Here is a 24,617-nt window from a genome sequence, read left to right as displayed (position 1 = left end):
CCTCGTTAGGCTTGCCTCACACGAAAGGCGGCGGATGCACGGCGAATTCAAGGTGCCCGGCGGCAAGCTCGTCGTTGTCGACCTCGAGGCTTCCGACGGCGTGATCACCGATTTCCGGCTCTCGGGCGACTTCTTCCTCGAGCCGGACGAAGCGCTCCAGGCGATCAACGACGCCATGCGCGGGGTCGAGACGACGACGGATGCACGCGCGCTCGCCGCCCACATCCAGCGCTCGCTTCCGGCCGACGCGGTGCTCGTCGGGTTCAGCCCCGACTCGATCGCGACCGCCACCCGTCGCGCCCTGCACCGCGCGACCGGCTGGTCCGACTACGAGTGGGAGCTCGTGCACCCCGGCCCGCTGCCGCCGCTCACGCACCTCGCGCTCGATCAGGTGCTCACCGAAGAGGTCGGCGAGGGCCGCCGCAAGCCGACGCTGCGCATCTGGGAGTGGAACGAGCCCGCTGTGGTGATCGGCAGCTTCCAGTCGGTCAAGAACGAGGTCGACCCCGAGGCGGCCGAGCGGCACGGCTTCCGCGTCGTCCGACGCATCAGCGGCGGCGGCGCCATGCTCATGTCCGCCGATTCGATCGTCACCTATTCGCTCTACGCGCCCGGCGAGCTCGTGCAGGGAATGACCTTCGCCGACAGCTACGCGTTCCTCGACGAGTGGGCGGTGCTCGCCCTGCAGAGCATCGGGATCGAAGCGAGCTACCAGCCGCTCAACGACATTGCGAGCCCGGCCGGCAAGATCGGGGGCGCCGCGCAGAAGCGCCTCGGCAACGGGGGCGTGCTGCATCACGTCACGATGGCGTACGACATGGACGGCGACCTGATGACGCAGGTGCTGCGCATCGGCCGCGAGAAGCTCAGCGACAAGGGCACGAAGAGCGCGGCGAAGCGTGTCGATCCGCTGCGCAGTCAGACCGGGCTCAGCCGCGAGGCGATCATCGAGCGGATGATCGGCACCTTCGGTGAGCTGCATGGGCTCACTCCGGGCGAGATCACGCCCGAGGAGTACGCACGCGCGGAACAGCTCGTCGCCGAAAAGTTCGGCACCGACGAGTGGTTGTACCGGGTCCCGTGAACTCCCGCCGACTGCGCGTCACCCTCGCCGCGGGGGGTTTCGCGGTCCTCTTGATCGCGGGAATGCTCGCGTCGGCGCTGCTCGGGCAGCTCGCGGTGACGCCGGGTGAGGTCTTCGGGGCGCTGCTGCACGGCCTCGGCGTGCCGAACGCGTGGGCCCCGGCCGATCCGCTGATCGAGTCCACGCTCTGGGTGGTGCGCTTCCCGCGGCTCGTGATGGCGATGGCCGTCGGCGCCGCCCTCGCGACGGCCGGCGCGGTCATGCAGGCGATCTTCGGCAACCCGCTCGCCGAGCCGGGTGTCGTGGGCGTCTCGGCGGGCGCCGCGCTGGGGGCCGCCGCGGGCATCGTCGTGGGGGCGGATGCCTGGGGCGAGTGGGCGATCGCGTCGCTCGCCTTTGTGGGCGGTCTGCTCGCCACCCTGCTCGTCTACTTCGTCGCGCGCGCCAATGGCCGCGCCGAGGTGGTGACCCTGCTGCTCACCGGCATCGCGGTGAACGCGTTCGCGGGAGCGGGCCTGGCATTCCTGATCTTCGCGGCGGATGCGGCCAGCCGGGAGCAGATCGTGTTCTGGCAGCTCGGCTCGCTGAGCGGCTCGCTCTGGAGCGAGACGGGCCTCGTGGTCGTCGTGACCGTGCTCGGCGTGGTCGCGTCGGCAATGCTGGCGCGGCGCTTCGACCTGCTTGCCCTGGGTGAGCGCAACGCGCGTCACCTCGGCATCGACGTTGAGCGGCTGAGGATCGGCTCGATCGTCATCGTCGCCGTGCTGACCGCCGCGGGGGTCGCCTTCGTCGGCATCATCGCCTTCGTCGGTCTGGTTGTGCCGCACCTGGTGCGGATGCTCGTCGGACCGGGCCATCGGGCTCTCATTCCGCTGAGCGCTCTCGGGGGCGCCGTGCTGCTCGTGCTCGCCGACCTGCTGGCGCGCACGATCGTGTCGGGAGCCGAACTGCCGATCGGCATGCTGACGTCGCTCGTCGGCGGCCCGTTCTTCTTCATCCTGCTCTGGCGGCAGCGCCGCCGGTCGGGAGGCTGGGCATGACGATCAACGGCACCGGAGTGCTCTTCGCCGAGGCGGTCGGTCTCACGCTCGACGGTCGCGTCGTGCTCGACGACGTCACGCTCGACGTGCGCGCGGGCGAGGTGCTGTCGCTCGTCGGCCCGAACGGGGCGGGCAAGTCGAGCCTGCTGTCGGTGCTGAGCGGCGAACGAACCGCGAGCAGTGGACGGGTGCGTCTGGGTGAGCGCGACATTGCGAGCTATTCCGCCGTGCAGCTGGCGCGCCGGCGGGCCGTCCTCACGCAGGAGAACGCGCTGAGCTTCCCGTTCCGTGTGAGCGAGGTCGTCGAAATGGGCCGCAGTCCCTGGGCGCGCACCCCCGACTTCGAGCGCGACGAGGGCGCCATCATCTCGGCGGTGGCCCGGGCCGATGTCAGCAAGCTCCTGGATCGCCGCTTCACCGAACTCTCCGGCGGTGAGCGCGCGCGGGTCTCGCTCGCGCGGGTGCTCGCCCAGGACACCCCGATCGTCTTCCTCGACGAGCCGACCGCGGCGCTCGACCTGCGTCACCAGGAGGACGTGCTGCGCATCGCGCGCGGGCTCGCCGCCGCGGGCCGCGCGGTCGTCATCGTGCTGCACGATCTCTCGTTGGCCGCGGCCGCCGCCGACCGGGTTGCGCTGCTGCGCGCGGGCCGCCTCGAGGCGGTGGGGGCTCCCGCCGAGGTGATGCGTGCGGAGCTGCTCTCCGACATTTACGAGCTGCCGGTCGACGTGGTCGAACTCGACGGCCGCGTGCTTGTCGTACCGAAGCGCTAGCGCGTCGTCAGATCCTGGTACTCCTCGTGCTTGGCGATGAACCGGGCCACGAACGGGCAGTCGGCGATGACGCGCGCCGAGGTCGTCGCGCGAACGTCGTCGAGGGCGCCGCGCACGAGCTGTGACCCGAGCCCGCGCTCCTCGAGTTCTGGGTCGATTACCGTGTGGGTGAAGCGGATGGTGTCGCCGCCCCGCACGTACAGGCTCTTGCCGAGCTCGCGGTCGCCGCGCATCAGCAGGTAGCGGCTGCGGTCGGGGTCGTTGCGCACGAGATCGCTCATGCCGAAATTCTGGCAAATGCGGCGCCGCGCTGCTGGGGTGCGTCGAACGCTCAGGCGCTGTCGCGGGCGACGAGGTGCGTGGGCATCAGGCGGGAGGTCTCGACGGTCTCGCCGCGCAGGCGCGCGAGCAGCATGCGCGCCATCTCGGCGCCCATGATCCGCGACGGCTGGTGCACCGTCGTCAGGCGGATCTCGCCGCTGAGTGCGGCGGGGCTGTCGTCGAAACCGACGACCGCGACATCCTCCGGGATGCGTCTGCCCGCGCGCCGCAGCACCGACACCGCGCCACTGGCCATCAGGTCGCTCGCCGCGAACACCGCGTCCAGCTCCGGTTCGCGTTCCAGCAGTTCTCGCATCGCCTGGGCGCCACCGTGCATCGTGAAGTCGCCCGTGGCGGCGAGGGACGCATCCAGCCCTGCCTCGCGCAACGTGTCGGACCAGCCGTGGTGACGATCGAGCGCGGCCTGCATGTCGGCGGGTCCCGAGATCGTGGCGATCTTGGTGCGCCCGAGCCCGATCAGGTGGCGGGTCGCGAGGGCCGCGCCGGCGGCGTTGTCGACGTCCACGAAGCTGCTGGGGTGGTGTTCCGGTTGGAAGGGGCGCCCGCCGAAGACAACGGGAATCGTCGCATCCAGCGTGGTGAAGAAATCGTCGCCGGAGTGGTGGGAGACCACGATCGCTCCGTCGACATTGCCGCCCAGCAGATACCGCATCGCCTTCTCGGAAGGGTCGGAGGGCTTCGCGAGCTGCAGGTTCAGCACGTAGTCGCTGTCTTCGAGCACGCTCGTGATGCCGAGCATGACTTCGGCGAAGAACGGGTCGCCGAAGAAGCGCTGCGTGTCTTCGGGAACGACGAGCGCGATTGCCATCGTCTGCCGATTCGCCAGGGAACGAGCCGCGCGATTCGGCACGTAATTGAGGCGCTCGATCGCCGAGGTCACGGCCGCGAGCACCTCGGGACTCACCTGGCTCGAGCCGTTGACGACGCGCGACACCGTGGAGCGCGACACGCCCGCCGCCGCGGCGACCGCTTCGAGCGTTGGCGCGACGCGCGGGACCACTGTTTCGCGCGTCATGGGCGAGAGTCTAATGACTCGCCGTTCTAGAGGGCTCGCGCAGCGATGATCCGCTGGTACCGGCGAGCACTGTCCTTCGGGGTGCGCTCGAGCGTGTCGTAGTCGACGCGGACGATGCCGAAGCGCTTGTCGTAGCCCCACGCCCACTCGTAGTTGTCCATGAGCGACCAGTAGAAGTAGCCCGCCACCGGCACGCCGCCCTCGATCGCGTCGAGCACCGCCGAGAGGTGCGCCTCCAGGAAGGCCACCCGCTCGGCGTCGTGCACCTGCCCGTCGGCCGCGACGACGTCGTCGTAGGCTGCCCCGTTCTCGGTGACGGCGAGGGCGACGCCCGCGGGGGCGGCGTACTCCTCGTGGATGCGCGCAAGCAGTCGGGTGAGACCCTCCGGTTGCACCTCCCAGCCCATTGCCGTCGTCGGCAGGTCGCGCGGGTGCCAGTGCACGCCCTCCGCGGCCGGGAAGGGCGAGCGCTTGGGACGCTCCGAGGGGGCGGCCGTGGGCATCGTGTCACCGTTGGCGGGTCGGGCCCCGACCAGCTCGCCGTGGTAGTAGTTCACGCCGAGCATGTCGATCGGGCTCGAGATCACGTCGAGGTCGCCGGGCTGCACGACGCCGTCGAAGCCGAGACCGGCGACGTCGTCGAGCACATCGGCGGGGTACTCGCCGCGGAAGATCGGGTCGAGGAAGAAGCGGTTGAACTGGCCGTCGATGCGGCGGGCCGCATCCCGGTCGGCGGCGTCGTTCGGATCGGCGGCGTCGGCGACCGTCAGGTTGAGCGTGATCCCGAGGCTCAGCTTCGGGTCGCGGGCACGGAGCTCCTTGACGACCATGCCGTGGCCGAGCAGCAGGTGGTGTCCCGCCGCCAGACCCGCGGCCGGGTCCTGCCGACCGGGCGCGTGTTCGCCGCCGATGTAGCTGAGGAACGACGAGCACCAGGGCTCATTGAGAGTCGTCCACGAGGTGACGCGGTCGCCGAGGGCGTCGTGCATGACCATCGCGTAGTCGAGGAAGCGCGAGGCGGTGTCGCGGGCGGGCCAGCCGCCCAGCTCCTCCAGCGCCTGCGGCATGTCCCAGTGGTACAGGGTCAGCCAGGGGTGGATGTTGTTCGCCAGGAGTTCGTCGACCAACCGGGAGTAGAAGTCGACGCCCGCCTGGTTGACGGCGCCGCCATCCGGGCAGACGCGCGACCACGACGTCGAGAAACGGTAGGTCTGCAGGCCGAGCTCGCTCATCATGGCGACGTCGTCGCGGTAGCGGTGGTAGTGGTCGCAGGCCACGTCGCCGTTGTCCATCCCGACGACCGCGCCGGGGATGCGGGCGAACGCATCCCAGATGGAGTCGGTGCGCCCGTCTTCGTGGGCGGCGCCTTCGATCTGGTACGCGGCCGTGGCGGCTCCGAACAGGAAGTCGTTCGGGAAGGCGCGGGGAGTGACGGGGGAGGACATGTAGACAGAGTTCTCTCGTTGAATGGACGTTGACTGTGGGCGGGGCTAGCCCTTGACGGCGCCGGCCATGATGCCGCTGACCAATTGCTTGCCCGCGAAGATGAAAAGCAGGAGCAAGGGAATCGTGGCGAGCACGACGCCGGCGAGCACGATCGAGTAGTCGACGAAGTAGTTCGACTGCAGGAGCGAGAGCGCCACCGGGAGGGTGGGGTTCTGGCGGTCGAGCACGATGAACGGCCAGAAGAAGTTGTTCCACGCACCCACGAAGGTGAACAGGAACAGCATCGCGGCGGCCGGCCGTGCGGCGACGACGCCGACGGTCCAGAAGGTGCGGATCATCGAGGCGCCATCGACGCGCGCCGCCTCGATGAGCTCATCGGGCACCGCCTGGCGCAGGTACTGCGTCATCCAGAACACCCCGAAGGCGCTCGTGAGCGCGGGCACGATGATCGCGCCGATCTGGCCGGTCCAGCCGAGCTCGGAGAACAGGATGTAGAGCGGCACGACGCCGAGCTGCTGCGGCACGGCCATCGTGGCGACGACGAAGGCGAGCAGCGCCGGACCGCCGTGGAAGCGGAGCTTCGCGAACGCCCAGCCGGCAAGGGTCGAGGTGGTCACCACGGCCATCGCGATCAGGAACGACGAGTAGATCGAGTTCCAGAGCGCCGGCCAGAAGTTGACGGCCTCGTTCGACATGACGGCCAGCGCGTTGTCGATGAAGTTCCCGCTCGGCCACCAGGGACGCTCGCGGAGCGAGTTGGCATCCCCGGAGCCGATCACGAACGACCAGTAGAGCGGGAACGCGGCGCTGATGAAGACGACCGCGAGCGTCGTGTAGGTCCAGAAGCCGGGTCGGTTGCCGCGGATGTGGGTCGTGCGGCGGCGCAGCGGGCGGGCCGGCGTCGTCTCCGCGCTTTCCGAGGATTCGGGGGTCAGCGTGGTCGTGCTCATCGCGCGAGCTCCTTCTTCTTCTTCAGGCGACGCGGTTTCTCGATGCCGCGGGAGCCCTCGTCGCGGACGAGCGTCCGCGTGATCAGCAGGTTGATGAGCCCGATCAGCAGGATGATGATGAACAGGATCCAGGCCAGCGCCGCGGCGCGCCCGAAGTTCCACTGACCCCAGCCGATGTCGTAGAGGTAGAGCGTGATGGTCAGCCACTGCTGGCCCGCGCCGCCGCGACCGAACTGGTCGAAGACGCGCGGCTCGTCGAAGATCTGCAGGCCGCCGATGGTCGAGGTGATGATGACGAAGATCAGGGTCGGCTTGAGCGAGGGGAGCGTGATGCTCGTGAACTGGCGCAGCGGCCCGGCGCCATCAACGGTGGCGGCCTCGTAGTATTCGCGGTTCACGGCCTGCATCGCGGCGAGCAGGATCAGGGTGTTGTAGCCGGTCCAGCGGTAGTTGACCATCGTGGCGATCGCGATGTGGCTCCAGAACGGATCCTTGTGCCACGGGATGCCGTCCAGGCCGAGGTCGGTGAGCATTCCGTTGACGAGGCCGAAGTTGTCGGCGAACACGACGTTGAAGATGAGGCCGACGGCGACGGGGGCGACGACGAAGGGGAGCAGGACGCCCATGCGCCAGAAGGTCTTGCCGCGGATGTTGCGGTCGAGCATCGCGGCGATGAAGATCGCGAGGATCAGCTGCGGCACGGTCGAGAGCAAGAAGATGCTGAAGGTGTTGCGCAGCGCCGTCCAGAAGTGCGGCTGCTGAAGGATCCAGATGTACTGGTCGAAGCCGATGAACTCGCCGCTGTTGCGCACGAGATCCCAGTCCATGAAGGAGATGACCGCCGTGTAGGCGATCGGGAACAGCCCGACGATCGCGAACATGATGAAGAACGGCGAGATGTAGAGGTACGGGGAGATCTTCAGATCCCAGCGGCTCAGCTTGTTCGAGAACGAGAGGACTCGAACTCCCGGGGCGTCCTTCGAGGTGGCGGCGCTCATGGTCTGGCTTTCCGGTTGTGGCGCGGTCAGATGGGGGTCAGGTGCGGGCCGCCGGGGGCAGCGACCCGCACCTGTGGGGCGAGGAGGGCCTAGAAGGCCGAGACCTCGGTCACCCAGGTGTTCCAGCTGGTGTCCTTGTCTTCGAGTCCGTCGAAGACACGGGTCACGGCGTTCTGCAGCGCGTCGTGGAACTGGAAGTACTGCGGGCCCTTGAACGTCGCGACCGTGATGGCCTCGGCGCGCGAGGTGAGGATCTCACCGGTGGGGGCGTCGTTGAAGTACTCGTTCGTCGCCGCGGCGAGCTCGTCGCTCGCGAGCGCCTCAACCTGGCTCGGGAAGGTTCCCGCGTTGGCGAAGGCCTGCATCTGCACCTCGGGCGAGGTCAGCCAGGCGGCGAGCTGCTGGGCAGCCTCGACGTTGGCGCCGTTGGCCGGAACGGTCAGGTACGAGCCGCCCCAGTTGCCGCCGCCGCCGGGGAAGGCGTCCGCGATGTCCCAGCCGGCCACGTCGGGCGCGTTGCCCGAGATGACACCGAGCATCCAGCCCGGGCAGAGCATGGTGGCGAACTCGCCGCTCGACAGCGACGCGAACCAGTCCTCGCTCCACTGACCGGCGTATGCCGAGATCGGCACGGCCTTCTCAACGACCGCGTCGTAGGCGGCCGCGATGTCGGCGTTCTCGGTGGCGACGATCGTGCCGTCGGTCTCTTCGTACGCGATGTCGAGCTGGTTCACCATGCCCTGGAGGACCGAGTTCGCCGAGTCGATGAACGGCTTGCCGGTCGCGGCGGTGTAGTCCGCGCCGATCGAGAAGAAGTTGTCCCAGTCGCCGTCGAACAGCGCGGCAACCTCGGCACGGTCGGTCGGAAGGCCGGCCGCCTCGAACAGGTCGGCGCGGTAGCAGACGCCCTGCGGACCGATGTCGGTGCCGTACGCGATGAGGTTGCCCTCGGAGTCGGTCGCCGAGGCTTCCTTCCAGTCGAGCCAGCGGCCCTGCAGGTCGGTGGGGACCGGCGCCAGCAGGTCGGCGTACTGCATCGCCTCGGTGAACCAGTCGATCTCGACCGCCTCGACGTCCGCGAGTCCGGACTTGCCGAGCTTCTGGAAGTAGTTGGCGCGGGCGTCGTTCGACGTCGCCGCCTTGTTGTGGACGACCTCGATGCCGGTCTCTTCGGTGAACTGGGCGAGAAGCTCGTCCGAGTAGCCGAAGTCGTTGAACGTGGCGAGGGTCAGCGTGACGTCGTCACTCGACTCTCCTCCGTCCGCGGCGCATCCGGAGACTACGAGGGCGAATGTGGCGGCGCCAGCAACGGCGGCCGCAATCTTGCGGCGTGAGAAACTCACGGTCACTCCTTTGTGTGCGTGGATAGGTGCGGCCTATGAGAGCGCTCCCACGCGGAAAGCGTGGTGGGCGTGGGAGCGCTCCCATGAAGCCGAGGCCCAAGCTAGCCCCGACCGCCGACCGTGTCAACACGTATTCCCGAGTACGCAGAAAAACCCTGATCAGCGGGGCAACGATTCGATGCGCGCCACGACCTCGTAAGCTGAGCCGGTGAGCGAACTCCCGACCCGACGAGCCGAGCTGCGCTCCGCCGAACGCGGTCGAGGGCGTCGTGCGCGGCGCCGGCTCGGCATCATCCTCGGCGGGATCGCGGGCCTGGTCGTGGTGGCGCTCGGCGTGACGGTTGCCGTCATCGGCATCCCGCAATTCGGCTCCGTCGCCGAGGAGGAGGTGATCGTGTCCGGACCCATCCCGCGGCCGGCAACGAACGAGGCCTTCGAACCGCGGGCGCGCTTCAACTCCGCGCTCTACTCGATCGATGACCCGAACAGCCTCTGGGTCGTCGTCAACAAACTGCGCCCGTTCGATCCGACGAGCTTCGAGCCGTCGGGGCTCGTGGCGGTTCCCGTTCCCTACGTCAACTACGCGCAGTTGCAGAAGGTCGCCTCCGACGCCGTGGTCGAGATGTTCGCCGACTTCGAATCCGAGACCGGCCTGCAGATGCAGGCGCTCAGCACCTACCGCAGCTATGCCGCGCAGCAGCAGGTCTACGGCGGCAACGATCTGCTCACCGCGCGTCCCGGCTACAGCGAACACCAAACCGGGCTCGTGATCGACATCGATGCGCTGCCGCGCGCGTGTTCGTTGCAGAGCTGCTTCGCCGACACCCCGCAAGGCTCCTGGCTGGCCGAGAACGCCTGGAAGTACGGCTTCATCCTGCGCTACCCGGATGGCCTGACCGATATCACCGGCTACCAGTTCGAGCCCTGGCACTACCGCTACGTCGGCCTCGAGCTGTCGACCGAGATGCACGAAACGGGCATCCAGACGCTCGAAGAGTTCTTCGACCTTCCGCCCGCGCCCGCCTACAACTAGGCGCGCAGGCTAACCGCCCAGGGCGGTGTCGACGATCTCCTTGGCGGCGGCCTGCACCTCGGCGAGGTGCTCGGGGCCGCGGAACGACTCGGCGTAGATCTTGTAGACGTCCTCCGTGCCCGAGGGACGCGCCGCGAACCAGGCGTGCTCGGTCTCGACCTTGACGCCCCCGATCGCGGCCCCGTTGCCGGGCGCCTCGGACAGGCGCGCCGTGATCGGATCGCCCGCGAGGGTGTCGGCGGTGATGTCGGCGCCCGAGAGCTTCCCCAGGCGCGCCTTCTGCTCCTTGCTCGCCGCCGCATCCACGCGCGCGTACGCGGGGTCGCCGAACTCGGCCGTGAGCTCGGAGTACAGCTCGCTCGGGCTCTTGCCCGTCACGGCGCGGATCTCCGCCGCCGCGAGCGCCAACAGGATGCCGTCCTTGTCGGTCGTCCAGGCGGTGCCGTCGAGCGAGAGGAAGCTCGCGCCCGCGCTCTCCTCGCCGCCGAAGCCCACCGAGCCGTCGATGAGTCCCGGCACGAACCACTTGAAACCGACCGGAACCTCCCACAGCCGACGGCCGAGCGAGGCGGCGACCCGGTTGATCATCGAGCTCGACACGAGCGTCTTGCCGATCGCCGCATCCGGGCTCCAGCCCTCGCGGTGGGTGAAGAGGTACTGGATCGCGACCGCGAGGAAGTGATTCGGGTTCATCAGCCCACCATCGGGGGTGACGATTCCGTGCCGGTCGGCGTCGGCATCGTTGCCGGTGAGCAGATCGAAGTCGCCGCGCTTGGCGACGACGCTCGCCATCGCCGAGGGGGAGGAGGGATCCATGCGGATCTTCTCGTCCCAATCGAGCGTCATGAACGACCAGGTCGGGTCGACCGACGGGTTCACGACTGTCAGGTCGAGTCCGAACTTCTCGGCGATCAACTGCCAGTAGTGCACGCTCGCGCCGCCGAGCGGGTCGGCGCCGAGGTGCAGGCCGGACCGCCGGATCGCGTCAACATCGATCGCGTTCGCCAGATCGGTGACGTACTCGCCGCGGTAATCGTAGGTCTCGACCGCGCTCGGTTCGGAGCGCGCGACCTCGCGCATCCCGCCCTCGATCAACTCGTTGGCGCGCGCGGCGATCCAGCCGGTGGCGTCGGAGTCGGCCGGGCCGCCGTGCGGCGGGTTGTACTTGAAGCCGCCATCGCGCGGCGGGTTGTGCGAGGGCGTGATGACGATGCCGTCGGCCTGCGGGCCGCCCGCGTGGGCCTTGTTGTAGGCGATGATGGCGCGGCTGAGCGCGGGCGTCGGCACGAAATCGTCGAACTCGTCGACGAGCGCCGTCACGCCGTTCGCCTCGAGCACCTCGAGCGCCGTCGTCTCGGCGGGACGGGAGAGTCCGTGGGTGTCTCGCCCGACGAAGACGGGGCCCGTGATGCCATGAGCGGCGCGGTACTCGACGATCGCCTGCGTGGTGGCGGCGATGTGCGTCTCGGTGAAGGCGCCATCGAGGCTCGAGCCGCGGTGGCCGCTCGTGCCGAACACGACGCGCTGCGCCGGATCGGAGAGATCGGGGACGCGGTGGAAATACGCGTCGATCAGTTCGCGAACATCGATCAGGTCGGACGGCTGGGCGGGGGTGCCGGCGCGGGAGGACATGCCTCCAGTCTCCCACTCGGGCGGCGCCCGGGCGAAGTCTTCGCGGGACGAAGCGAGGTGGCCCTACGGCGCGATCGAGAGGTTCGAGATCAGACCGTCGGCGACGGTGAAGCGGAAGAAGCTCTCGCCGTTGAAACCCTTGCCGCTGACCGCGATTCTCACGAGGTGAGCCTCGTCATCCCGTTCGACGCCGAGGACCCGGAGCCGCGACTCGCGCCCGATGTTGTCGGACTCGTTCCAGTCGGCGATCGCCTCGGCGCCGCGGAACTCCTTGCCCCAGTCGACGAGCACGGCGTCGGGGGCGAAGGCGGCGAGGAAGCCCGCCGAGTCGCCGGCGTTCGTCGCGTCGATCAGGCGTTGCACGGGGGCGGGCAGCTGGCTCATGCCTCCATCCTGCCCGAGCCGGTGGCCGCTAGGCTCACAGCATGCCGGACACCTACAGCTATCTCGGCCCGGCGGGCACCTTCACGTGGGCCGCGCTCAATCAGGTCGAGGCCGCCCAGGACCAGGTGTGGCGCAGCGTCAACAACGTCGGCGAGGCGCTCGACGATGTGACCTCGGGCCGCAGCATCGCCGCCATGATCGCGATCGAGAACAGCGTCGAGGGCGGCGTCAGTGCCACCCAGGATGCGCTTGCCAACGTGCCCGGACTCCGCATCATCGGCGAGTACCTGGTTCCGGTCGACTTCGTGCTCGTCGCCCGGCCCGGCACGGTGCTCGCCGACGTCAAGATCGTCGCCGCGCATCCGGTCGCCTACGCGCAGTGCCACCTGTGGCTGGATCGCGAGTTGCCCGAGCACGAGCACTTCCCGGCGAGCTCCAACGTCGCGGCGGCGGCGGGGCTGGCCGATCCGGGACTTGCGGATGCGGCGATCGCCCCGCCCGGAATCGACCGCGAGTACCCCGTCGAGGTGCTGGCCGAGAAGATCGGCGACAACCCCAATGCCGTCACGCGCTTCGTGCTGGTGAGTGCGAGCCGGGAGATCCCGGAGCGCACCGGGGCCGACAAGACGAGCGTCATCGTCGAACTGCCGACCGATCAGCCCGGGGGGCTCGTCGAGATGCTCGAGCAGTTCGCGACGCGCGGCGTCAACTTGAGCCTGCTCGAGTCGCGCCCCATCGGCGACAGCATGGGGCGCTATCGCTTTGTCGTGGACCTGGACGGGCACGTGCATGATGAGCGCGTTGCCGACGCCCTGCTGGGTCTCAAGCGTTTCAGCCCGAAGGTGATCTTCCTCGGCTCGTACCCGCGCGCCGATGAGCAGCACGTGACCGTCAACGGGCGCTACGACGACGAGATCTTCATCGAGGCCCGCGACTGGCTGCGCGGGATCTTGTCGGGCGAGCCCGAGTAGCCGCGCCGCGCGGAGCACCCCCATGGCCGACGTCGACCCGCGTTTCGATCCGCGCTTCCAGCGCGGCTACGACCCTGAGCGCCACGCCGTGCCCGCCGAGCAGGCGCCCGCCCGCGCGGCCGCGACGCCGGTCGCGAAGCCGGAGCCCGCCGAGCCGAGCGAGCCCGAGCCGAGCGAGCCCGACGAGCCGAGCCGGCCCGAGCCGAGCAGTGCCGAGGCGCCGGCCACGGCGTCCCCGCCGGTGCCCCCGCCCGCCGGCGCACACGTGGTGGCCGACGACGGCGCAGCCCCGTCCGAGGCGACGACGGCGACGAGGGCGCGCACGGCCCTGCTCGCACTCGCCGTCGTGATGACCCTCGCCGCGGTGCTGCTCATGGTGAGCGAGTTGACGGCGGAGGCGGTCTACTTCAGTTCGCCCTCCGAGTGGGAGACGTTCGTCATCCTGGCCCGCGGGTACGCGATCTCGCCGCTGCTGCTGGGCGGAATCATCGCGCTGCTGGGCTGGATCATTGTCCCGTCGAGGCGAACTCGTGACCACTGAGGGGCTGACGGTGGGCCGTCGCCGGGCGCTCGGCGCGGTCGCCGTGGTGTGTCTGGTCCTGGCGGCGGCCGCGTTCATCGGCGCCTGGCGGATGCGCGTGCTCGTGGAGAACCTGAACGTCTCGGGGGAGTTCCCCACGCAGGAGTCCTACTTCGAGGAGATCAACCGGCTCCACATCCTGGCGTATTGGCTCGGCGAACTCGTCGAGCCGCTGTTCCTCGGCGGCATCGCTGCCCTCACGGTGCTGCTCGTTGCTCACGCCTGGCGCACCCCTCGCACCCCCATCGCCGTGGACACGGTGGACGCCGAGCGTTAGTCGTCGGCGAGACGCAACAAGAGGGCGCCCGGCTGGACCCAGGCCCGGAAGGCGATCACCTCGCCGATCGAGTCGCCGTCGATCTCCATCAGATCCGGCCGCTCCAGTCGCACCTTCAAGTTCTCGCCCTGCAGGTAGCGCAGCACGCGAACGCGCCGATCGCGACTGATGAGTTTGCGCCCGACCGTGCTGCGCCGCAACACGCCGTTCTCCCAGACGAGCGCGACCCAGACGCGCACCCAGCCGAAGAAGCCGTGGGGCCGCAGCGTGACCACGTCGAAGCGGCCGTCGTCGATCTCGGCATCGGGCAGCAGCGTGATGTGACCGGGGAGCATGCCGCAGTTGCCGATCAGGAGGCTGTGCACGATCGTGGCGCGCGGCGGCCGGTCATCGAGCTGCGCCCGCAGTCGGATGCGTCGCGGGTCGCGCAGGGATCGCGCGATCGCGTCGACGTAGGCGAGCCAGCCCACGCGCTTCTTGAGTTCGGGGTTCGTGTTCGCCACCATCTGGGCGTCGATGCCGAGTCCCGCCATGACGAGGAAGCCGTGTTTCTTGCGCTCGCCGTCGGGGCGTTCGAGTTCCAGCATGCCGAGGTCGATCGGGCGGTCGACGCCGGTGAAGGCGACGCGCACCGCCTCCTCGACGCTGAGCGAGTTCAGGTCGATGTTGCGGGCGAACAGGTTGCCGGTGCCGGAAGGGATGATCGCGAAGGCGACCCCGGATCCACTCATCGTTTCGGCGACGGCGCGCACGGTGCCGTCGCCACCAGCGGCGACGATGACGTCGACGCCCGCGTCGAGGGCCTCGCGGGTCTGCGCGTGGCCGATGTCGTCGGTCGTGGTCTCCAGCCACAGGCTTTCGGCCCAGCCGCCGTTGACCTCGGCGCGCGCGACGGCGCTGCGCAGTCGGGAGAGGTTCGCCTTGGCCGGATTGACGATGATGGCGGCGCGCGGGTGGGGACCGGGGGTGGGGGCCGTCATGGCGACACTTTAGCCATCCTCGCCTCCAAACCGCTGAATAGGATGGGGGGGTGATCGACCCTCTGCTGCTGCGCGAAAACCCGGAGATCGTCCGCACCTCGCAGGAGGCGCGAGGCGAGTCGGTCGCCCTCGTTGATGACGCGATCGCCGCCGATCTGGCGCGGCGCGCCGCGATCACCGAGTTCGAGTCGGCGCGGGCCGAGCAGAATGCATTCGGCAAGACCGTCGCCGCCGCCCCCAAGGAGGAGAAGGCGGCCCTGGTGGCGCAGGCGCAAGCGCTGGCGGCGCGGGTGAAGTCGCTGCAGCAGAGCGCGACCGAGGCGGAGGAGGCCTTCGCGCGCACCGTCGGAAGCATCCCGAACATCGTCATCGAGGGCGTGCCCGCGGGTGGCGAGGACGACTTCGTCACGCTCCGCGAGGTGGGCGACAAGCCGGACTTCGACTTCGAACCGCGCGACCACCTGGCGCTCGGCGAACTGCTGGGCGCGATCGACATGGAGCGTGGCGCGAAGGTTAGCGGCTCGCGGTTCTACTTCTTGAAGGGCGTCGGTGCGCGCCTCGAGCTCGCCCTCATGAACATGGCGCTCGACCGCGCACTCGAGGCCGGTTTCACCCCGCTCATCACGCCGACGCTCGTGCGCCCCGACATCATGGCCGGCACGGGTTTCCTCGGTGCCCACGCTGACGAGATCTACTACCTCGAGCGCGACGAGCTCTACCTGACCGGCACGAGCGAGGTGGCGCTCGCCGGGTATCACAAGGACGAGATCCTCGACATCTCGGCCGGCCCGTTCCGCTACGCCGGCTGGTCGACCTGCTACCGCCGCGAGGCAGGCTCGGGCGGCAAGGACACTCGCGGAATCATCCGCGTGCACCAGTTCCAAAAGCTGGAGATGTTCAGCTACATCGACCCCGCGGACGCCGTGGCCGAGCACGAGCGTTTGCTCGCCCTCCAGGAGGGGATGCTGCAGAGCCTCGGCCTCAGCTACCGGGTCATCGACACGGCGGCCGGCGATCTCGGATCGAGCGCCGCGCGCAAGTTCGACGTGGAGGCCTGGGTGCCTACCCAGGATGCGTACCGCGAGCTCACGAGCACCTCGAACTGCACGACGTTCCAGGCGCGACGGCTCGACACGCGTTATCGCACCGAGAGCGGCAAGACCGCGCCCGTCGCGACCCTCAACGGCACGCTCGCGACGACGCGCTGGATCGTGGCGCTGCTGGAGACGCACCAGCGCGCCGACGGCTCGGTCGTGGTGCCGGAGGCGTTGCGTCCCTTCCTCGGCGGGCTCGACGTGCTGGAGCCGCTCGCGTGACCTCGACCTGGCTGGTGGCGCTCGATATCGACGGCACCGTCCTTCGCGAGGACGGTGCGATGGGTCGCAGTGTCATCGAGGAGGTGACGCGGGTCCGCGATCAGGGCCACGAGGTGACGCTCGCCACCGGACGTTCGGTGTCGATGACGCTCCCGGTGCTGGAGCGTTTGGGGCTCACCCCGCGCTACGTGGTGTGCGCGAACGGCGCCATCGTGCTCGAACGCGACGAGACGGCTCCGGATTCGTACTCGCGTTTTCTCACCGAGACCTTCGACCCGACGGATGTGCTCACCACCATTCGCGAGTTCCTCGCCGACGCGAGCTTTGCGGTCGAAGACCCCGACGGGGTGTTCCGCTACACCGGCACCTTCCCCGACGGCGCGCTGGCGACGACCAGTCGCCGCGTCGAATTCGATGACCTGCTCGGCTCTCCCGCGACGCGGGTCGTCGTGCTCGCGCCCGACCATGCGACGGAGGACTTCCTCGAGATCGTCGACAAGATGGGGCTCCACAAGGTCAGCTACAACGTCGGCTGGACGTCGTGGCTGGACATCGCTCCGGACGGTGTCAACAAGTCGACGGCGCTGGAGCGGGTGCGCCAGCTGTTGGACGTCCCGCGCAGCCGAGTGGCCGCGATCGGCGATGGCCGCAACGACATCGACATGCTCGCCTGGGCGAGCGCCGAGGGCCTCGGCATCGCCATGGGCCAAGCTCCGCCCGAGGTGCTCGCCGTCGCGAACGACACCACGAGCACGGATCTCGAAGACGGCGCGGCGGCCGCGCTCGCACTCCACTTCCAGGGTTGACAGGGTTTCGGTCGGTTAGACTCACGATCGATTTACGGGAGGGCTGTCCGAGCGGCCGATGGAGCCAGTCTTGAAAACTGGTGGGCAGAAATGTCTCGTGGGTTCGAATCCCACGCCCTCCGCCGCTGGGGATGCCGTGGGCACTCCTGTGAGCACTATTCGACGTCAAGTGAGGTCTCGTGAGCGACAAGAAGCTGGAACGCGTGAAGGCATCCGCCCGTGTGCGTCCCACCGTGGCGCGCCACGGTCGACAGAAGCGCGCCCGGGCCTGGAAGGCGCTTCTGGGCCTGGTCGGCGGCGGACTCGCCGTGCTGCTCGTCTCCGGTTCCGCGGTGGCGGGGATCTCGGTCTGGCAGACGGCGAGCGACATCGACACCGAGGCGATCGGCTTCGACGCCGTCGCGCTCCCGCCGAGCGTCGGTCCCTACGAGGGCGGCTTCAACATTCTGATCGTCGGCAGCGACAGCCGCGAGGGCGAGAACGCGGCGATCGGCGGCTACGAAAGCTCGACCCTGAACGACGTCACGATGCTGCTTCACGTCGCGGCCGACCACCAGAGCGCGACGCTCGTCAGCATCCCGCGTGACCTGATGGTTCCGCTGCCCGCGTGCGAGAACGGCGGACCGGCGACGGCGACGTCGATGAACACGACGCTGTTCTACGGCGGCCTCAGCTGCACGGTCGACACGGTGGAGAACCTCACCGGGCTCGAGATCCAGTTCGCGGGGCTCATCACGTTCGTGGGTGTCATCGCGATGTCGAACGCCGTCGGTGGCGTCGATGTCTGCATCGACGGCGCCTTCAAGGACAGCTACGTCGGGCTCGACTTCCCCGAAGCCGGCACCTACACGCTCAGGGGCAAGGAGGCGCTGCAGTTCTTGCGTTCGCGCCACGGCGTCGGCGACGGCAGCGATCTGGGTCGCATCAGCTCGCAGCAGGTGTTCCTCTCCTCGCTCGTGCGCAAGCTCAAGAGCGAAGACACGCTCGGCGACGCGAGCACCGTCTACAGCCTGGCGAAGGCGGCGACACAGAACATGACGTTGTCGCAGAACTTCGGCCGCGTGGACATCTTGGCCTCGATCGCGCTTGTGCTGAAGGACATCCCGCTCGAGAACATCGTGATGGTGCAGTACCCGAGCACCACGGGCGTGACCACCCCGTCGTACTACGCCGGCAAGGTGGCCCCGCTGCAGGCGCAGGCGGATGCGCTGTTCGCCGCGATCAAGTCGGATGCGCCCATCGCGCTCGATGACGACTCCCTCGACAGCAACCACAACGGCTCGACGCTCGACCCGAACGCGCCCACCGCAACGGCCACGCCGACGGCGGAGCCGACCGAGTCGGCGACCGCCACGCCGACCACCGAACCGGTGACGGTGTCGGGAGTCAAGGGGCAGAGCGCCGACCAGTACACCTGCGCGGTCGCCAACTGATCTCGCGCGTTCGTCATCGCCGCGTGCGGCGGCTATGATTGCGAAGGCAATACCGGGAGACGTCGCATAGTCCGGTCGAGTGCACCACCCTGCTAAGGTGGAGACCCCTCTGGGGGTCCGAGGGTTCAAATCCCTCCGTCTCCGCTCCACAATCCCTGGTCAGGGGCCGATTTCTCGGCCCGACAGCGATCCCTTTTCACTCACGTGCGATCGCGCGCCCGGGTGTACGCCACCGCGAGCCGGAGTCCCGACCAGAGCACGCCCGTGACCGCCGAGGCGACGAACAGCAGTCCGAGGTCGGGTTGGAACAGATTCAGCGTGCCGAGCGGGGCGCCGATCGCGGCCGGGATGGGGACGAGCAGTGCCCAGGCGGCGGCGATCGTGGTGAGCAGCGGGAACCACAGGCTGAACAGGCCCGCGACTCCCGCGGTGCGCTTGGCGCGGAGTTGGCTGCGGTGCGTCCACGCCCAGATGAGGCAGCCGAGGTAGAAGATCGGCAGGGCGACCATGCCGAGGAAGAGGGCCTTGAGCCCCCATCCGGAGTCGGAGACCGGTTGGTCGAAGCCGAGGGCGGCGGCGGTGATCCCGTCGCGCAGTGCGGCGGTTTCGCCGAAGCCCAGGCCGCTGCCGCCATTCACCAGCACGACGACCGCGGCGCCCTCAGCCGGGATCATCGTCGCGAGGGACTCGAAGCCGGGGGTCGAGCCGGAGTGCGAGACGGCCCCGGTCGCGGAGTCAATGAACCAGCCGAACCCGTAGAACGGGGAGGCGTCGCTCGCCGGGCGCATCATCTGGGCCTTGCCGGCGGCGCTCAGCACGTCATCCTCGCCGTTCATCATCACCTGGAGGTAGCGTGCCACATCGTTCGCACTCGCGATGACGCCGCCCTGCGGGGCGGTCGCCCGGTCGGTGGCGTTCTCGGCCAGCGCGATTTTGGTGCCGAACCAGGGGCGGTGCCCGGTCGCCATCTCGTCGTGAATCTCGCCGTCGGCGACGAAGCTGTCCCGCATCCCGATCGGGTCGAGGATGTGCGTGGTGAGGTAGCCCGAGAAGTCCTGCCCGCTGACCACCTCGAGCAGGCGGCCCAGGATCTGGTAGTTCGTGTTCGAGTACTCCCAGTGCTCGCCGGCGGGGTACGCCGGCGTCACCTCGACGAGTTGGTCGACGACGAGCTCGAGTTCGTTCGCGGCACCCGTGGCGTCGCTGTGCGCGGCGTTGCCCTGCAGAGTGGAGAAGCCGCTGGTGTGACTGAGCAGCTCGCGCACGGTGATCGCGCCCGCCGGGTGCCCGGCGAAGTCGGCGAGGTAGCCGGAGAGCGGCGCATCCAACTCGACCTCGCCCGCTTCGACGAGCTGCATCACGGCGAGCGCGGTGAAGCTTTTCGACACGGAGCCGATCTCGAACGGGGTGTCGGCGGTCACCGCCGCGTCGTCGCCGATCCGCTCGACGCCACGGGCGCCGGATGCGGTGAGCTCCCCGCCGGTGACGGCGGCGTAGGCGACGCCGGGAACGGCCGAGGCCGCCAGTTCGCGGTCGATGACGTCGTTGATGGCGTCATCGACCGCGGTGGCGGGCAGCACGGTGCTCGCCCCGATGGCGAGGATCGTCAGGGCATTTCGAAGCATCGTGCGTCTCCCGTGGGGATCAGGCGGAGGCCAGGGCCGGCGTTTCGTCGCGGGTGACCATACTCGTGCGACGGCTGGCGAGCACCAGCCACACCGTGAACGCGAGTTCCGCGACGATCGACGGGATCGCCACCATGGCGAGCATGATGTCGGCAATCGCCGCGTAGTCGGAGAGCAGCACGTGCGCGAGCGTGTCGATCGCGTAGGCGGCGCCCGCGATGGCGAGGATGATGCCGACGAAGCGCGGAGCGATGCGCGAGCGAAGGATGAGCGCGCCCAGCGTGATGAGGTGGACGCCGAATGCGAACAGGCCGACGAACCACGCGAAGTCGAATGCGGCGAACATGAGCAGGGCCACGTCGGCGCCGAGACTCGTGGTGCCGGTCGCGATTTCGAGGCCGAGGAACATGAAGACCGCGGCCACGCCGAGGAGGACGGTGTACGCCAGGCGGAACCAGGCGACGAGCAGCGAGCGTGCGCGCCCACCTGGGGCGAACAGCACGTAGAGGCCCCAGGCGACCGGGATGTCGATGAGGAAGACGACCACGAACGCGGCAAGGCCGATGCGGAACAGGCCTTCCTGCTCGCGGATTGCCGCGACAGTCGCGTCGGCGTCAGTGGGATCGATCATGCCTTGCTTGACGATGAAGTTCGCGAAGATCGCGAGAACGAAGAGGGCGATGTAGCCGGCGGCGGCGACGCGCGCCGCCGTGCGCCGGGTGCGGTCGGTGAGTGCGGACATGGGTTTTCTCCTTCGGTTGGTTGGTGGCCGGCATGCCGGCGAGCGGGGCGGTGCTTGTGGCGAGTGCCGTACTAAGTACGATCACGCCGCAGACGCTAGCAGTACTTAGTACGAACTGCAAGCACTCGCCCCGCCTTGGGTCAGGATCCGATCAACGAGAGAGCGCCGAGCGCGATCGTGAGCAGCACCAGCACGCTGGCCATGCTGACGAGGCCGAGCCCGAGGCCGACCGGGGAGCTCCACGCGTACCAGCGGCGGTCGGCCGGCGCGGCGGAGGGGCGGGGGGTGGTGTTCGACGGAACGGTGGACATGGATTGAGCTCCTTTGTTGTGGGTTTCATTTCGTACTTAGTACGATGACATGCAGAAACGTAGCGATACTTAGTACGATGAGTCAAGCCCCACAGCCAAGGAGATCGTGATGGCACAGACTGCAGGCCGCACCCGCACGTCGCTGGACCGCGATCGGATCATCGACGGCGCGGTCGAACTCGCGGATGCGATCGGGCTCGAGCCGCTGACGATCCGCAGGCTTGCCGACCACCTCGGTGCCCGCCCGATGAGCCTCTATCACTACGTCTCGAACAAGGACGACATCGTCGACGGGATGGTGGGCCGCGTTTTCGACGAGATCGAGCGACCCGACCCGGATGCGCCGTGGAAGGACGCGGTCGCGAGCCGCGCCCGCTCGCTACGGGCGGCGCTGCGCCGGCATCCGTGGGCGATCCCGATCATGGAGTCCCGCCGCACGCCGGGCCACGACATCCTCGAGCACCACGAGGCGATGTTGGCGACCTGGCTTCGGACCGGATTCCCGTTGCCGGTCATCGCCCACGGCCTCGCCGTGGTCGACGCCTTCGTCTATGGCTTCGCGATGCAAGAGGCGGCCCTGCCGTTCGGCGAGACCGATGGGGACCTCACCGAGGTGAGCGAGCAGATCATCGAGCCGCTGTCACCCGAGCAGTATCCGGCACTCACGCGCTTCACGGCCGAGCACGTCATGCAGCCCGGCTACAACTTCGGAGACTCGTTCGAACCGGGCCTCGGATTCGTGCTCGACGGTGTGGAGCGCGCCGGGCTCGGGCATCCGCTCGGGTGAGGTGCGGGGAGCCGCTTGGGTGCGGGAGTTGAGGTAATACCCCGGGGGGTATAGTGGTTGACGGGCTTGTCCGCGTCGCCGCGGTCGCGAACGGACAGCTGAACGCCGTGTGAGCCCCGAAAGAAGGAGAACCCCTATGTGCCAAGCCGTCACCTGTCGCAAGTGCGGAAAGACGACGTGGTCTGGCTGTGGCCAACACGTCAACCAGGTCATGCGCGGCGTGCCGAAGTCGCAGCGCTGCGAAGGTCACCAGAACGAGCCCTCGAGCGGGTTCTTCGGGCGCTTGTTCGGTCGCTAGAGCGACGCGGGGGAGGCCGGGCCCCACGCGCCGCGGGATGCGAGCCCTGCGCCCGCGGCGCGCAACCAGCGTTCCGGATCCGCCATGGCGTTCGCGCTCCCGCCGGCGAGTTCGGTGAGGGTCACGAGGCTCCGTGCGTCGGGGTCTGATCGTGGGTCCTCCGCTTGCCCGGCGACGATCCCCGTGATCGCGCCCCGCGCATCCGCGAGCCGCAACAGGTGCCCGACAACCTTGCCCTGCAGCGAGGTCCGATCGAATTTGCCTTCGCCCGTAATGAGGAAGTCGCTCGCCGTCAGCTCGTCGGTCAGGCCGGTGAGCGCGGCGATCTCGTCGGCGCCCGCGCGCAGTTCGGCGCCCCAGGCGGCACGGAGTCCGAAGCTGGTTCCGCCCGCGGCACCATCACCGGGCTGGTTGCCGCTGTCGCCGAGGAGCGCCGCGAGACGGGCCAGCCCGGCATCGAGCGCGCGCACTTGTGCCGCGTCGGCGCCCTTCTGCGGCCCGAAGACGGCGGCGGCGCCGTGCGCGCCGAGCAGGGGTGAGGTGACGTCGCTCAGGCAGAGAACGCCGCGCGCGGGAGCCGGGCGGAGGTCATCGAGCTCGATCCGATCGAGCGCCTCGAGGCCCGCGCCGCCGAGCGCAACCGGCTGGCCGGCGGCGTCGAGGAATCGCGTTCCGAGTGCTGCCAAGGCGCCCGTCCCACCGTCGGTGCTCGCCGACCCGCCGAGGCCGACGATGATGCGGTCGGCGCCGGCGTCGAGAGCCGCGGCGATCGTCTCGCCGACGCCGTAGGTGTGCGCGCCCGTCGGGTCGAGGTCATCGACGAGCGGCAGGCCGCTGCTTTGCGCCATCTCGATGACGGCCGTGCCGTCCTCGAGCATGAGCCACTCGGCGCGCACACTCCGCGCCTGTGGGCCGCGCACGATCGCCGCGTGACGCACGGCGCCCGGATGCGAGGCCTCCACCGCATCGAGCGTGCCTTCCCCGCCGTCCGCCATCGGCGTCAGCAGCAGGGTGTCGTCGGGTCGCACCTCGCGCCAGCCTGCCGCGATCGCGCGGGCGGCATCCCGTGCCGAGATGCTTCCCTTGAGGGAGTCGGGGGCAACGATGACACGCACGGTGCCCGACTCTAGCGGGCGACGCGCTCGTCCTTCGGCAGTTGTGGCCCCCATTTGTACCCCGATCGCGGCACGCGGCCCATCGGGGTACAAGGATTCAGCCCCCGCGTCGCGGGCCGTTCGGGGCGGTTTTTGCGACAGATGTGCGTCGAGATGCCGACAGTTCGGGGTACAAAAGTGCCCGATTGACCCCCGAAATGCGCCGCTGGGGGGTGTTTTGGGCCCATTTGCCCCCCGGAGTGGGGAGACAATACCCCCCGAACGGGTGTCGGCATTCTGGAGGACGACTGCTTAGTCTATGTGCGGGGGACAAAACAGGTCCCCCAAACCCAGGACTCAGTAACCACGACCGACTAGGACACCTCATGCTTGAACTCGCTCCCGCCGCCGCACTCGCCCTCACCGCCGTGCTCGCCGCCGCGTGCTTCATCGCTGCTGCTGTTCGCCCCGGCACGGGCGCTCGTCGCGCCTGACCCGCCTGATCCGCCACGTGCGGTGACCCACGGGATTCGTCCCACGTCCCGGCGAACGGGCTTCGCAGCCCTAACCCGCATCTCCAGGACGCACCTCACACCCCGTCTCGACGAAGCGCGGCAGCTCCCCGGCTGCCGCGCTTCGTTGTGTCACGAGCCCGAAGCCCGACGGCTCAGCTCCGTGAGCACGCCCATCGCCGACTCGGCGTCGGCGAGGCCGACGAGCAGATGGTCGTGGTGCCGCCCGGCCAGCACGTTGCAGCTGATGCCCGCCTCGGCGAGAGCGGTGGCAAACGCGGCGGTCAGGCCCACCGCGTCAAGCGCCGACGTCACCTCGAGCGTGATCCAGGCGCCGACGAACTCGTAGTCGAGCCCGCGCGCGTCGGCGACCTTGCGTTCGACGACGGCGCACAGCCCCTCGGGCTCCCGAATGAGCGCCTCGGTGTGCTCGACTCCGATGCTCGGATCCCAGGCGACGAAGACGAATTCGCCCGGGCGTCGCACGGGCGCCATCGCGGCGAGGAGTTCGTTCAGATCACGGATGCCGGCCACGCCCCGAGCCTAGGCGCGACGGCCGAGAGCGGCTCGATTTCCCGGGCGCCGATTGCGCTGTTATGATCGTCCGGTTGACCACCGCGTCGACATGCGCCCGTAGCTCAACGGATAGAGCATCTGACTACGGATCAGAAGGTTGGGGGTTCGAATCCCTCCGGGCGCACACTTGTGATGTCTCACGACATCGTGGACGGGCGAACCCCCATTTTCGGGGTTCGCCCGTTTTTCATTCTTTGGCTTGGTAGCCCTTGTTCGGGTTGATGATGTGCTCAGCGATGACTTCTCCGTCGGGGGTGATCGTGGTGGCG

The 24,617-nt window shown here is 68.9% G+C and carries 25 protein-coding genes and 3 tRNA genes; 14 read left to right on the top strand and 14 right to left on the bottom strand.

The window, feature by feature from the left end:
- The first annotated feature begins 34 nt into the window (after nucleotides 1-34).
- From QZ258_RS09865 to QZ258_RS09855, 3 genes are read left to right on the top strand one after another with little or no spacing between them, the layout of a single operon-like run.
- Nucleotides 35-1,084: a lipoyl protein ligase domain-containing protein gene (locus QZ258_RS09865; protein ID WP_294181105.1), complete on the top strand. Its 1,050-nt coding sequence runs from the start codon at nucleotides 35-37 to the stop codon at nucleotides 1,082-1,084.
- Nucleotides 1,081-2,124 (top strand): iron ABC transporter permease, encoded by a 1,044-nt coding sequence (locus tag QZ258_RS09860; RefSeq protein ID WP_294181104.1) that lies wholly within the window; start codon nucleotides 1,081-1,083, stop codon nucleotides 2,122-2,124. The genes QZ258_RS09865 and QZ258_RS09860 overlap by 4 nt, the downstream gene beginning before the upstream one ends.
- Complete coding sequence (locus tag QZ258_RS09855; protein ID WP_294181102.1) at nucleotides 2,121-2,897, top strand: heme ABC transporter ATP-binding protein; 777 nt, start codon at nucleotides 2,121-2,123, stop codon at nucleotides 2,895-2,897. Before QZ258_RS09860 ends, QZ258_RS09855 begins: the two co-directional genes overlap by 4 nt.
- On the opposite strand, the gene QZ258_RS09850 is transcribed toward QZ258_RS09855, so the two are convergent.
- The 6 genes from QZ258_RS09850 to QZ258_RS09825 all read right to left on the bottom strand — a co-directional run bounded on the left by QZ258_RS09850 (nucleotide 2,894) and on the right by QZ258_RS09825 (nucleotide 8,991).
- On the bottom strand, nucleotides 2,894-3,178 hold the full coding sequence (locus tag QZ258_RS09850) for a GNAT family N-acetyltransferase (RefSeq protein WP_294181100.1): 285 nt from the start codon (nucleotides 3,176-3,178) through the stop codon (nucleotides 2,894-2,896). The two genes, QZ258_RS09855 and QZ258_RS09850, sit on opposite strands and share 4 nt — an antisense overlap.
- Nucleotides 3,179-3,228: 50 nt before the next feature.
- A complete protein-coding gene (locus QZ258_RS09845) occupies nucleotides 3,229-4,254 on the bottom strand; it encodes a LacI family DNA-binding transcriptional regulator (protein WP_294181098.1) in 1,026 nt (341 codons plus the stop codon).
- 26 nt (nucleotides 4,255-4,280) lie between these two features.
- Complete coding sequence (locus tag QZ258_RS09840) at nucleotides 4,281-5,699, bottom strand: GH1 family beta-glucosidase (RefSeq protein WP_294181096.1); 1,419 nt, start codon at nucleotides 5,697-5,699, stop codon at nucleotides 4,281-4,283.
- Between the two features lie 45 nt (nucleotides 5,700-5,744).
- Nucleotides 5,745-6,650 carry a carbohydrate ABC transporter permease gene (locus QZ258_RS09835; RefSeq protein ID WP_294181094.1) on the bottom strand — a complete coding sequence of 302 codons (906 nt, stop codon included), beginning with the start codon at nucleotides 6,648-6,650 and terminating at the stop codon, nucleotides 5,745-5,747.
- On the bottom strand, nucleotides 6,647-7,648 hold the full coding sequence (locus QZ258_RS09830) for a carbohydrate ABC transporter permease (RefSeq protein ID WP_294181092.1): 1,002 nt from the start codon (nucleotides 7,646-7,648) through the stop codon (nucleotides 6,647-6,649). The genes QZ258_RS09835 and QZ258_RS09830 overlap by 4 nt, the downstream gene beginning before the upstream one ends.
- An 89-nt stretch (nucleotides 7,649-7,737) precedes the next feature.
- Nucleotides 7,738-8,991, bottom strand: a complete 1,254-nt coding sequence (locus tag QZ258_RS09825; protein ID WP_294181090.1) for an ABC transporter substrate-binding protein — start codon at nucleotides 8,989-8,991, stop codon at nucleotides 7,738-7,740.
- 208 nt (nucleotides 8,992-9,199) lie between these two features.
- On the opposite strand from QZ258_RS09825, the gene QZ258_RS09820 reads away from it, so the two are divergent.
- Nucleotides 9,200-10,024, top strand: a complete 825-nt coding sequence (locus QZ258_RS09820) for a D-alanyl-D-alanine carboxypeptidase family protein (RefSeq protein ID WP_294181088.1) — start codon at nucleotides 9,200-9,202, stop codon at nucleotides 10,022-10,024.
- 9 nt (nucleotides 10,025-10,033) lie between these two features.
- On the opposite strand, the gene pgm is transcribed toward QZ258_RS09820, so the two are convergent.
- Both pgm and QZ258_RS09810 read right to left on the bottom strand, forming a co-directional pair.
- Entirely contained in the window at nucleotides 10,034-11,656 is a 1,623-nt protein-coding gene (pgm, locus tag QZ258_RS09815) for a phosphoglucomutase (alpha-D-glucose-1,6-bisphosphate-dependent) (RefSeq protein ID WP_294181086.1), read from the bottom strand.
- A gap of 63 nt (nucleotides 11,657-11,719) precedes the next feature.
- On the bottom strand, nucleotides 11,720-12,040 hold the full coding sequence (locus QZ258_RS09810; protein ID WP_294181084.1) for a nuclear transport factor 2 family protein: 321 nt from the start codon (nucleotides 12,038-12,040) through the stop codon (nucleotides 11,720-11,722).
- A gap of 41 nt (nucleotides 12,041-12,081) precedes the next feature.
- Between QZ258_RS09810 and pheA the strand changes: the two genes are divergently transcribed.
- The 3 genes from pheA to QZ258_RS09795 are packed head-to-tail and all read left to right on the top strand — an operon-like array spanning nucleotide 12,082 to nucleotide 13,868.
- Nucleotides 12,082-13,011, top strand: coding sequence for a prephenate dehydratase (gene pheA / locus QZ258_RS09805; RefSeq protein WP_294181082.1), 930 nt, complete (start codon nucleotides 12,082-12,084; stop codon nucleotides 13,009-13,011).
- Nucleotides 13,012-13,033: 22 nt separating this feature from the next.
- Nucleotides 13,034-13,552 (top strand): hypothetical protein, encoded by a 519-nt coding sequence (locus QZ258_RS09800; RefSeq protein ID WP_294181080.1) that lies wholly within the window; start codon nucleotides 13,034-13,036, stop codon nucleotides 13,550-13,552.
- The gene (locus QZ258_RS09795) at nucleotides 13,542-13,868 is read left to right on the top strand and encodes a hypothetical protein (RefSeq protein WP_294181078.1); all 327 of its coding nucleotides are present in this window, start codon (nucleotides 13,542-13,544) and stop codon (nucleotides 13,866-13,868) included. Before QZ258_RS09800 ends, QZ258_RS09795 begins: the two co-directional genes overlap by 11 nt.
- Here QZ258_RS09795 and QZ258_RS09790 read toward each other — a convergent pair.
- Nucleotides 13,865-14,848, bottom strand: coding sequence for a diacylglycerol kinase family protein (locus QZ258_RS09790; protein ID WP_294181076.1), 984 nt, complete (start codon nucleotides 14,846-14,848; stop codon nucleotides 13,865-13,867). The two genes, QZ258_RS09795 and QZ258_RS09790, sit on opposite strands and share 4 nt — an antisense overlap.
- Nucleotides 14,849-14,898: 50 nt before the next feature.
- Between QZ258_RS09790 and serS the strand changes: the two genes are divergently transcribed.
- The 5 genes from serS (at nucleotide 14,899) to QZ258_RS09765 (ending at nucleotide 18,547) form a co-directional block, all read left to right on the top strand.
- Nucleotides 14,899-16,164, top strand: a complete 1,266-nt coding sequence (gene serS, locus QZ258_RS09785) for a serine--tRNA ligase (protein WP_294181073.1) — start codon at nucleotides 14,899-14,901, stop codon at nucleotides 16,162-16,164.
- Nucleotides 16,161-16,970 carry an HAD family hydrolase gene (locus QZ258_RS09780; RefSeq protein ID WP_294181070.1) on the top strand — a complete coding sequence of 270 codons (810 nt, stop codon included), beginning with the start codon at nucleotides 16,161-16,163 and terminating at the stop codon, nucleotides 16,968-16,970. The genes serS and QZ258_RS09780 overlap by 4 nt, the downstream gene beginning before the upstream one ends.
- Nucleotides 16,971-17,007: 37 nt before the next feature.
- Nucleotides 17,008-17,092: transfer RNA gene (locus tag QZ258_RS09775), tRNA-Ser, on the top strand.
- Between the two features lie 57 nt (nucleotides 17,093-17,149).
- Nucleotides 17,150-18,403 (top strand): LCP family protein, encoded by a 1,254-nt coding sequence (locus tag QZ258_RS09770; RefSeq protein WP_294181067.1) that lies wholly within the window; start codon nucleotides 17,150-17,152, stop codon nucleotides 18,401-18,403.
- A 55-nt stretch (nucleotides 18,404-18,458) separates the two neighbouring features.
- Nucleotides 18,459-18,547 (top strand) — tRNA-Ser (locus QZ258_RS09765).
- A 56-nt stretch (nucleotides 18,548-18,603) separates the two neighbouring features.
- Here QZ258_RS09765 and QZ258_RS09760 read toward each other — a convergent pair.
- The 3 genes from QZ258_RS09760 to QZ258_RS09750 form a co-directional block, all read right to left on the bottom strand.
- A complete protein-coding gene (locus QZ258_RS09760; RefSeq protein ID WP_294181065.1) occupies nucleotides 18,604-20,028 on the bottom strand; it encodes a serine hydrolase in 1,425 nt (474 codons plus the stop codon).
- Nucleotides 20,029-20,047: 19 nt separating this feature from the next.
- Nucleotides 20,048-20,770 carry a DUF4386 domain-containing protein gene (locus tag QZ258_RS09755; RefSeq protein WP_294181064.1) on the bottom strand — a complete coding sequence of 241 codons (723 nt, stop codon included), beginning with the start codon at nucleotides 20,768-20,770 and terminating at the stop codon, nucleotides 20,048-20,050.
- Between the two features lie 140 nt (nucleotides 20,771-20,910).
- Nucleotides 20,911-21,081: a hypothetical protein gene (locus QZ258_RS09750; RefSeq protein WP_294181062.1), complete on the bottom strand. Its 171-nt coding sequence runs from the start codon at nucleotides 21,079-21,081 to the stop codon at nucleotides 20,911-20,913.
- A 109-nt stretch (nucleotides 21,082-21,190) separates the two neighbouring features.
- On the opposite strand from QZ258_RS09750, the gene QZ258_RS09745 reads away from it, so the two are divergent.
- On the top strand, nucleotides 21,191-21,868 hold the full coding sequence (locus QZ258_RS09745; RefSeq protein WP_294181060.1) for a TetR/AcrR family transcriptional regulator: 678 nt from the start codon (nucleotides 21,191-21,193) through the stop codon (nucleotides 21,866-21,868).
- A gap of 294 nt (nucleotides 21,869-22,162) precedes the next feature.
- Here the strand turns inward: QZ258_RS09745 and QZ258_RS09740 are convergent, their stop codons facing one another.
- Nucleotides 22,163-23,281, bottom strand: coding sequence for a glycerate kinase (locus tag QZ258_RS09740; RefSeq protein WP_294181058.1), 1,119 nt, complete (start codon nucleotides 23,279-23,281; stop codon nucleotides 22,163-22,165).
- 623 nt (nucleotides 23,282-23,904) lie between these two features.
- Nucleotides 23,905-24,306: an ACT domain-containing protein gene (locus QZ258_RS09735; protein WP_294181056.1), complete on the bottom strand. Its 402-nt coding sequence runs from the start codon at nucleotides 24,304-24,306 to the stop codon at nucleotides 23,905-23,907.
- Between the two features lie 93 nt (nucleotides 24,307-24,399).
- On the opposite strand from QZ258_RS09735, the gene QZ258_RS09730 reads away from it, so the two are divergent.
- Nucleotides 24,400-24,472: transfer RNA gene (locus QZ258_RS09730), tRNA-Arg, on the top strand.
- The last annotated feature ends 145 nt before the right edge of the window (nucleotides 24,473-24,617 follow it).

It is taken from the genome of uncultured Schumannella sp. (assembly GCF_905479755.1).
Classification (GTDB): domain Bacteria; phylum Actinomycetota; class Actinomycetes; order Actinomycetales; family Microbacteriaceae; genus DCRR01.
This window is presented reverse-complemented; position numbering and strand designations above follow the sequence as displayed.

Coding starts and splice junctions, on each gene's coding strand:
- QZ258_RS09810 (WP_294181084.1), bottom strand. CDS start 12,040: ATGAGCCAGCTGCCCGCCCCCGTGCAACGCCTGATCGACGCGACGAAC.
- QZ258_RS09760 (WP_294181065.1), bottom strand. CDS start 20,028: ATGCTTCGAAATGCCCTGACGATCCTCGCCATCGGGGCGAGCACCGTG.
- pgm (WP_294181086.1), bottom strand. CDS start 11,656: ATGTCCTCCCGCGCCGGCACCCCCGCCCAGCCGTCCGACCTGATCGAT.
- pheA (WP_294181082.1), top strand. CDS start 12,082: ATGCCGGACACCTACAGCTATCTCGGCCCGGCGGGCACCTTCACGTGG.
- QZ258_RS09745 (WP_294181060.1), top strand. CDS start 21,191: ATGGCACAGACTGCAGGCCGCACCCGCACGTCGCTGGACCGCGATCGG.
- QZ258_RS09865 (WP_294181105.1), top strand. CDS start 35: ATGCACGGCGAATTCAAGGTGCCCGGCGGCAAGCTCGTCGTTGTCGAC.
- QZ258_RS09855 (WP_294181102.1), top strand. CDS start 2,121: ATGACGATCAACGGCACCGGAGTGCTCTTCGCCGAGGCGGTCGGTCTC.
- QZ258_RS09830 (WP_294181092.1), bottom strand. CDS start 7,648: ATGAGCGCCGCCACCTCGAAGGACGCCCCGGGAGTTCGAGTCCTCTCG.
- QZ258_RS09790 (WP_294181076.1), bottom strand. CDS start 14,848: ATGACGGCCCCCACCCCCGGTCCCCACCCGCGCGCCGCCATCATCGTC.
- QZ258_RS09835 (WP_294181094.1), bottom strand. CDS start 6,650: ATGAGCACGACCACGCTGACCCCCGAATCCTCGGAAAGCGCGGAGACG.
- QZ258_RS09750 (WP_294181062.1), bottom strand. CDS start 21,081: ATGTCCACCGTTCCGTCGAACACCACCCCCCGCCCCTCCGCCGCGCCG.
- QZ258_RS09845 (WP_294181098.1), bottom strand. CDS start 4,254: ATGACGCGCGAAACAGTGGTCCCGCGCGTCGCGCCAACGCTCGAAGCG.
- QZ258_RS09840 (WP_294181096.1), bottom strand. CDS start 5,699: ATGTCCTCCCCCGTCACTCCCCGCGCCTTCCCGAACGACTTCCTGTTC.
- QZ258_RS09850 (WP_294181100.1), bottom strand. CDS start 3,178: ATGAGCGATCTCGTGCGCAACGACCCCGACCGCAGCCGCTACCTGCTG.
- QZ258_RS09755 (WP_294181064.1), bottom strand. CDS start 20,770: ATGTCCGCACTCACCGACCGCACCCGGCGCACGGCGGCGCGCGTCGCC.
- QZ258_RS09800 (WP_294181080.1), top strand. CDS start 13,034: ATGGCCGACGTCGACCCGCGTTTCGATCCGCGCTTCCAGCGCGGCTAC.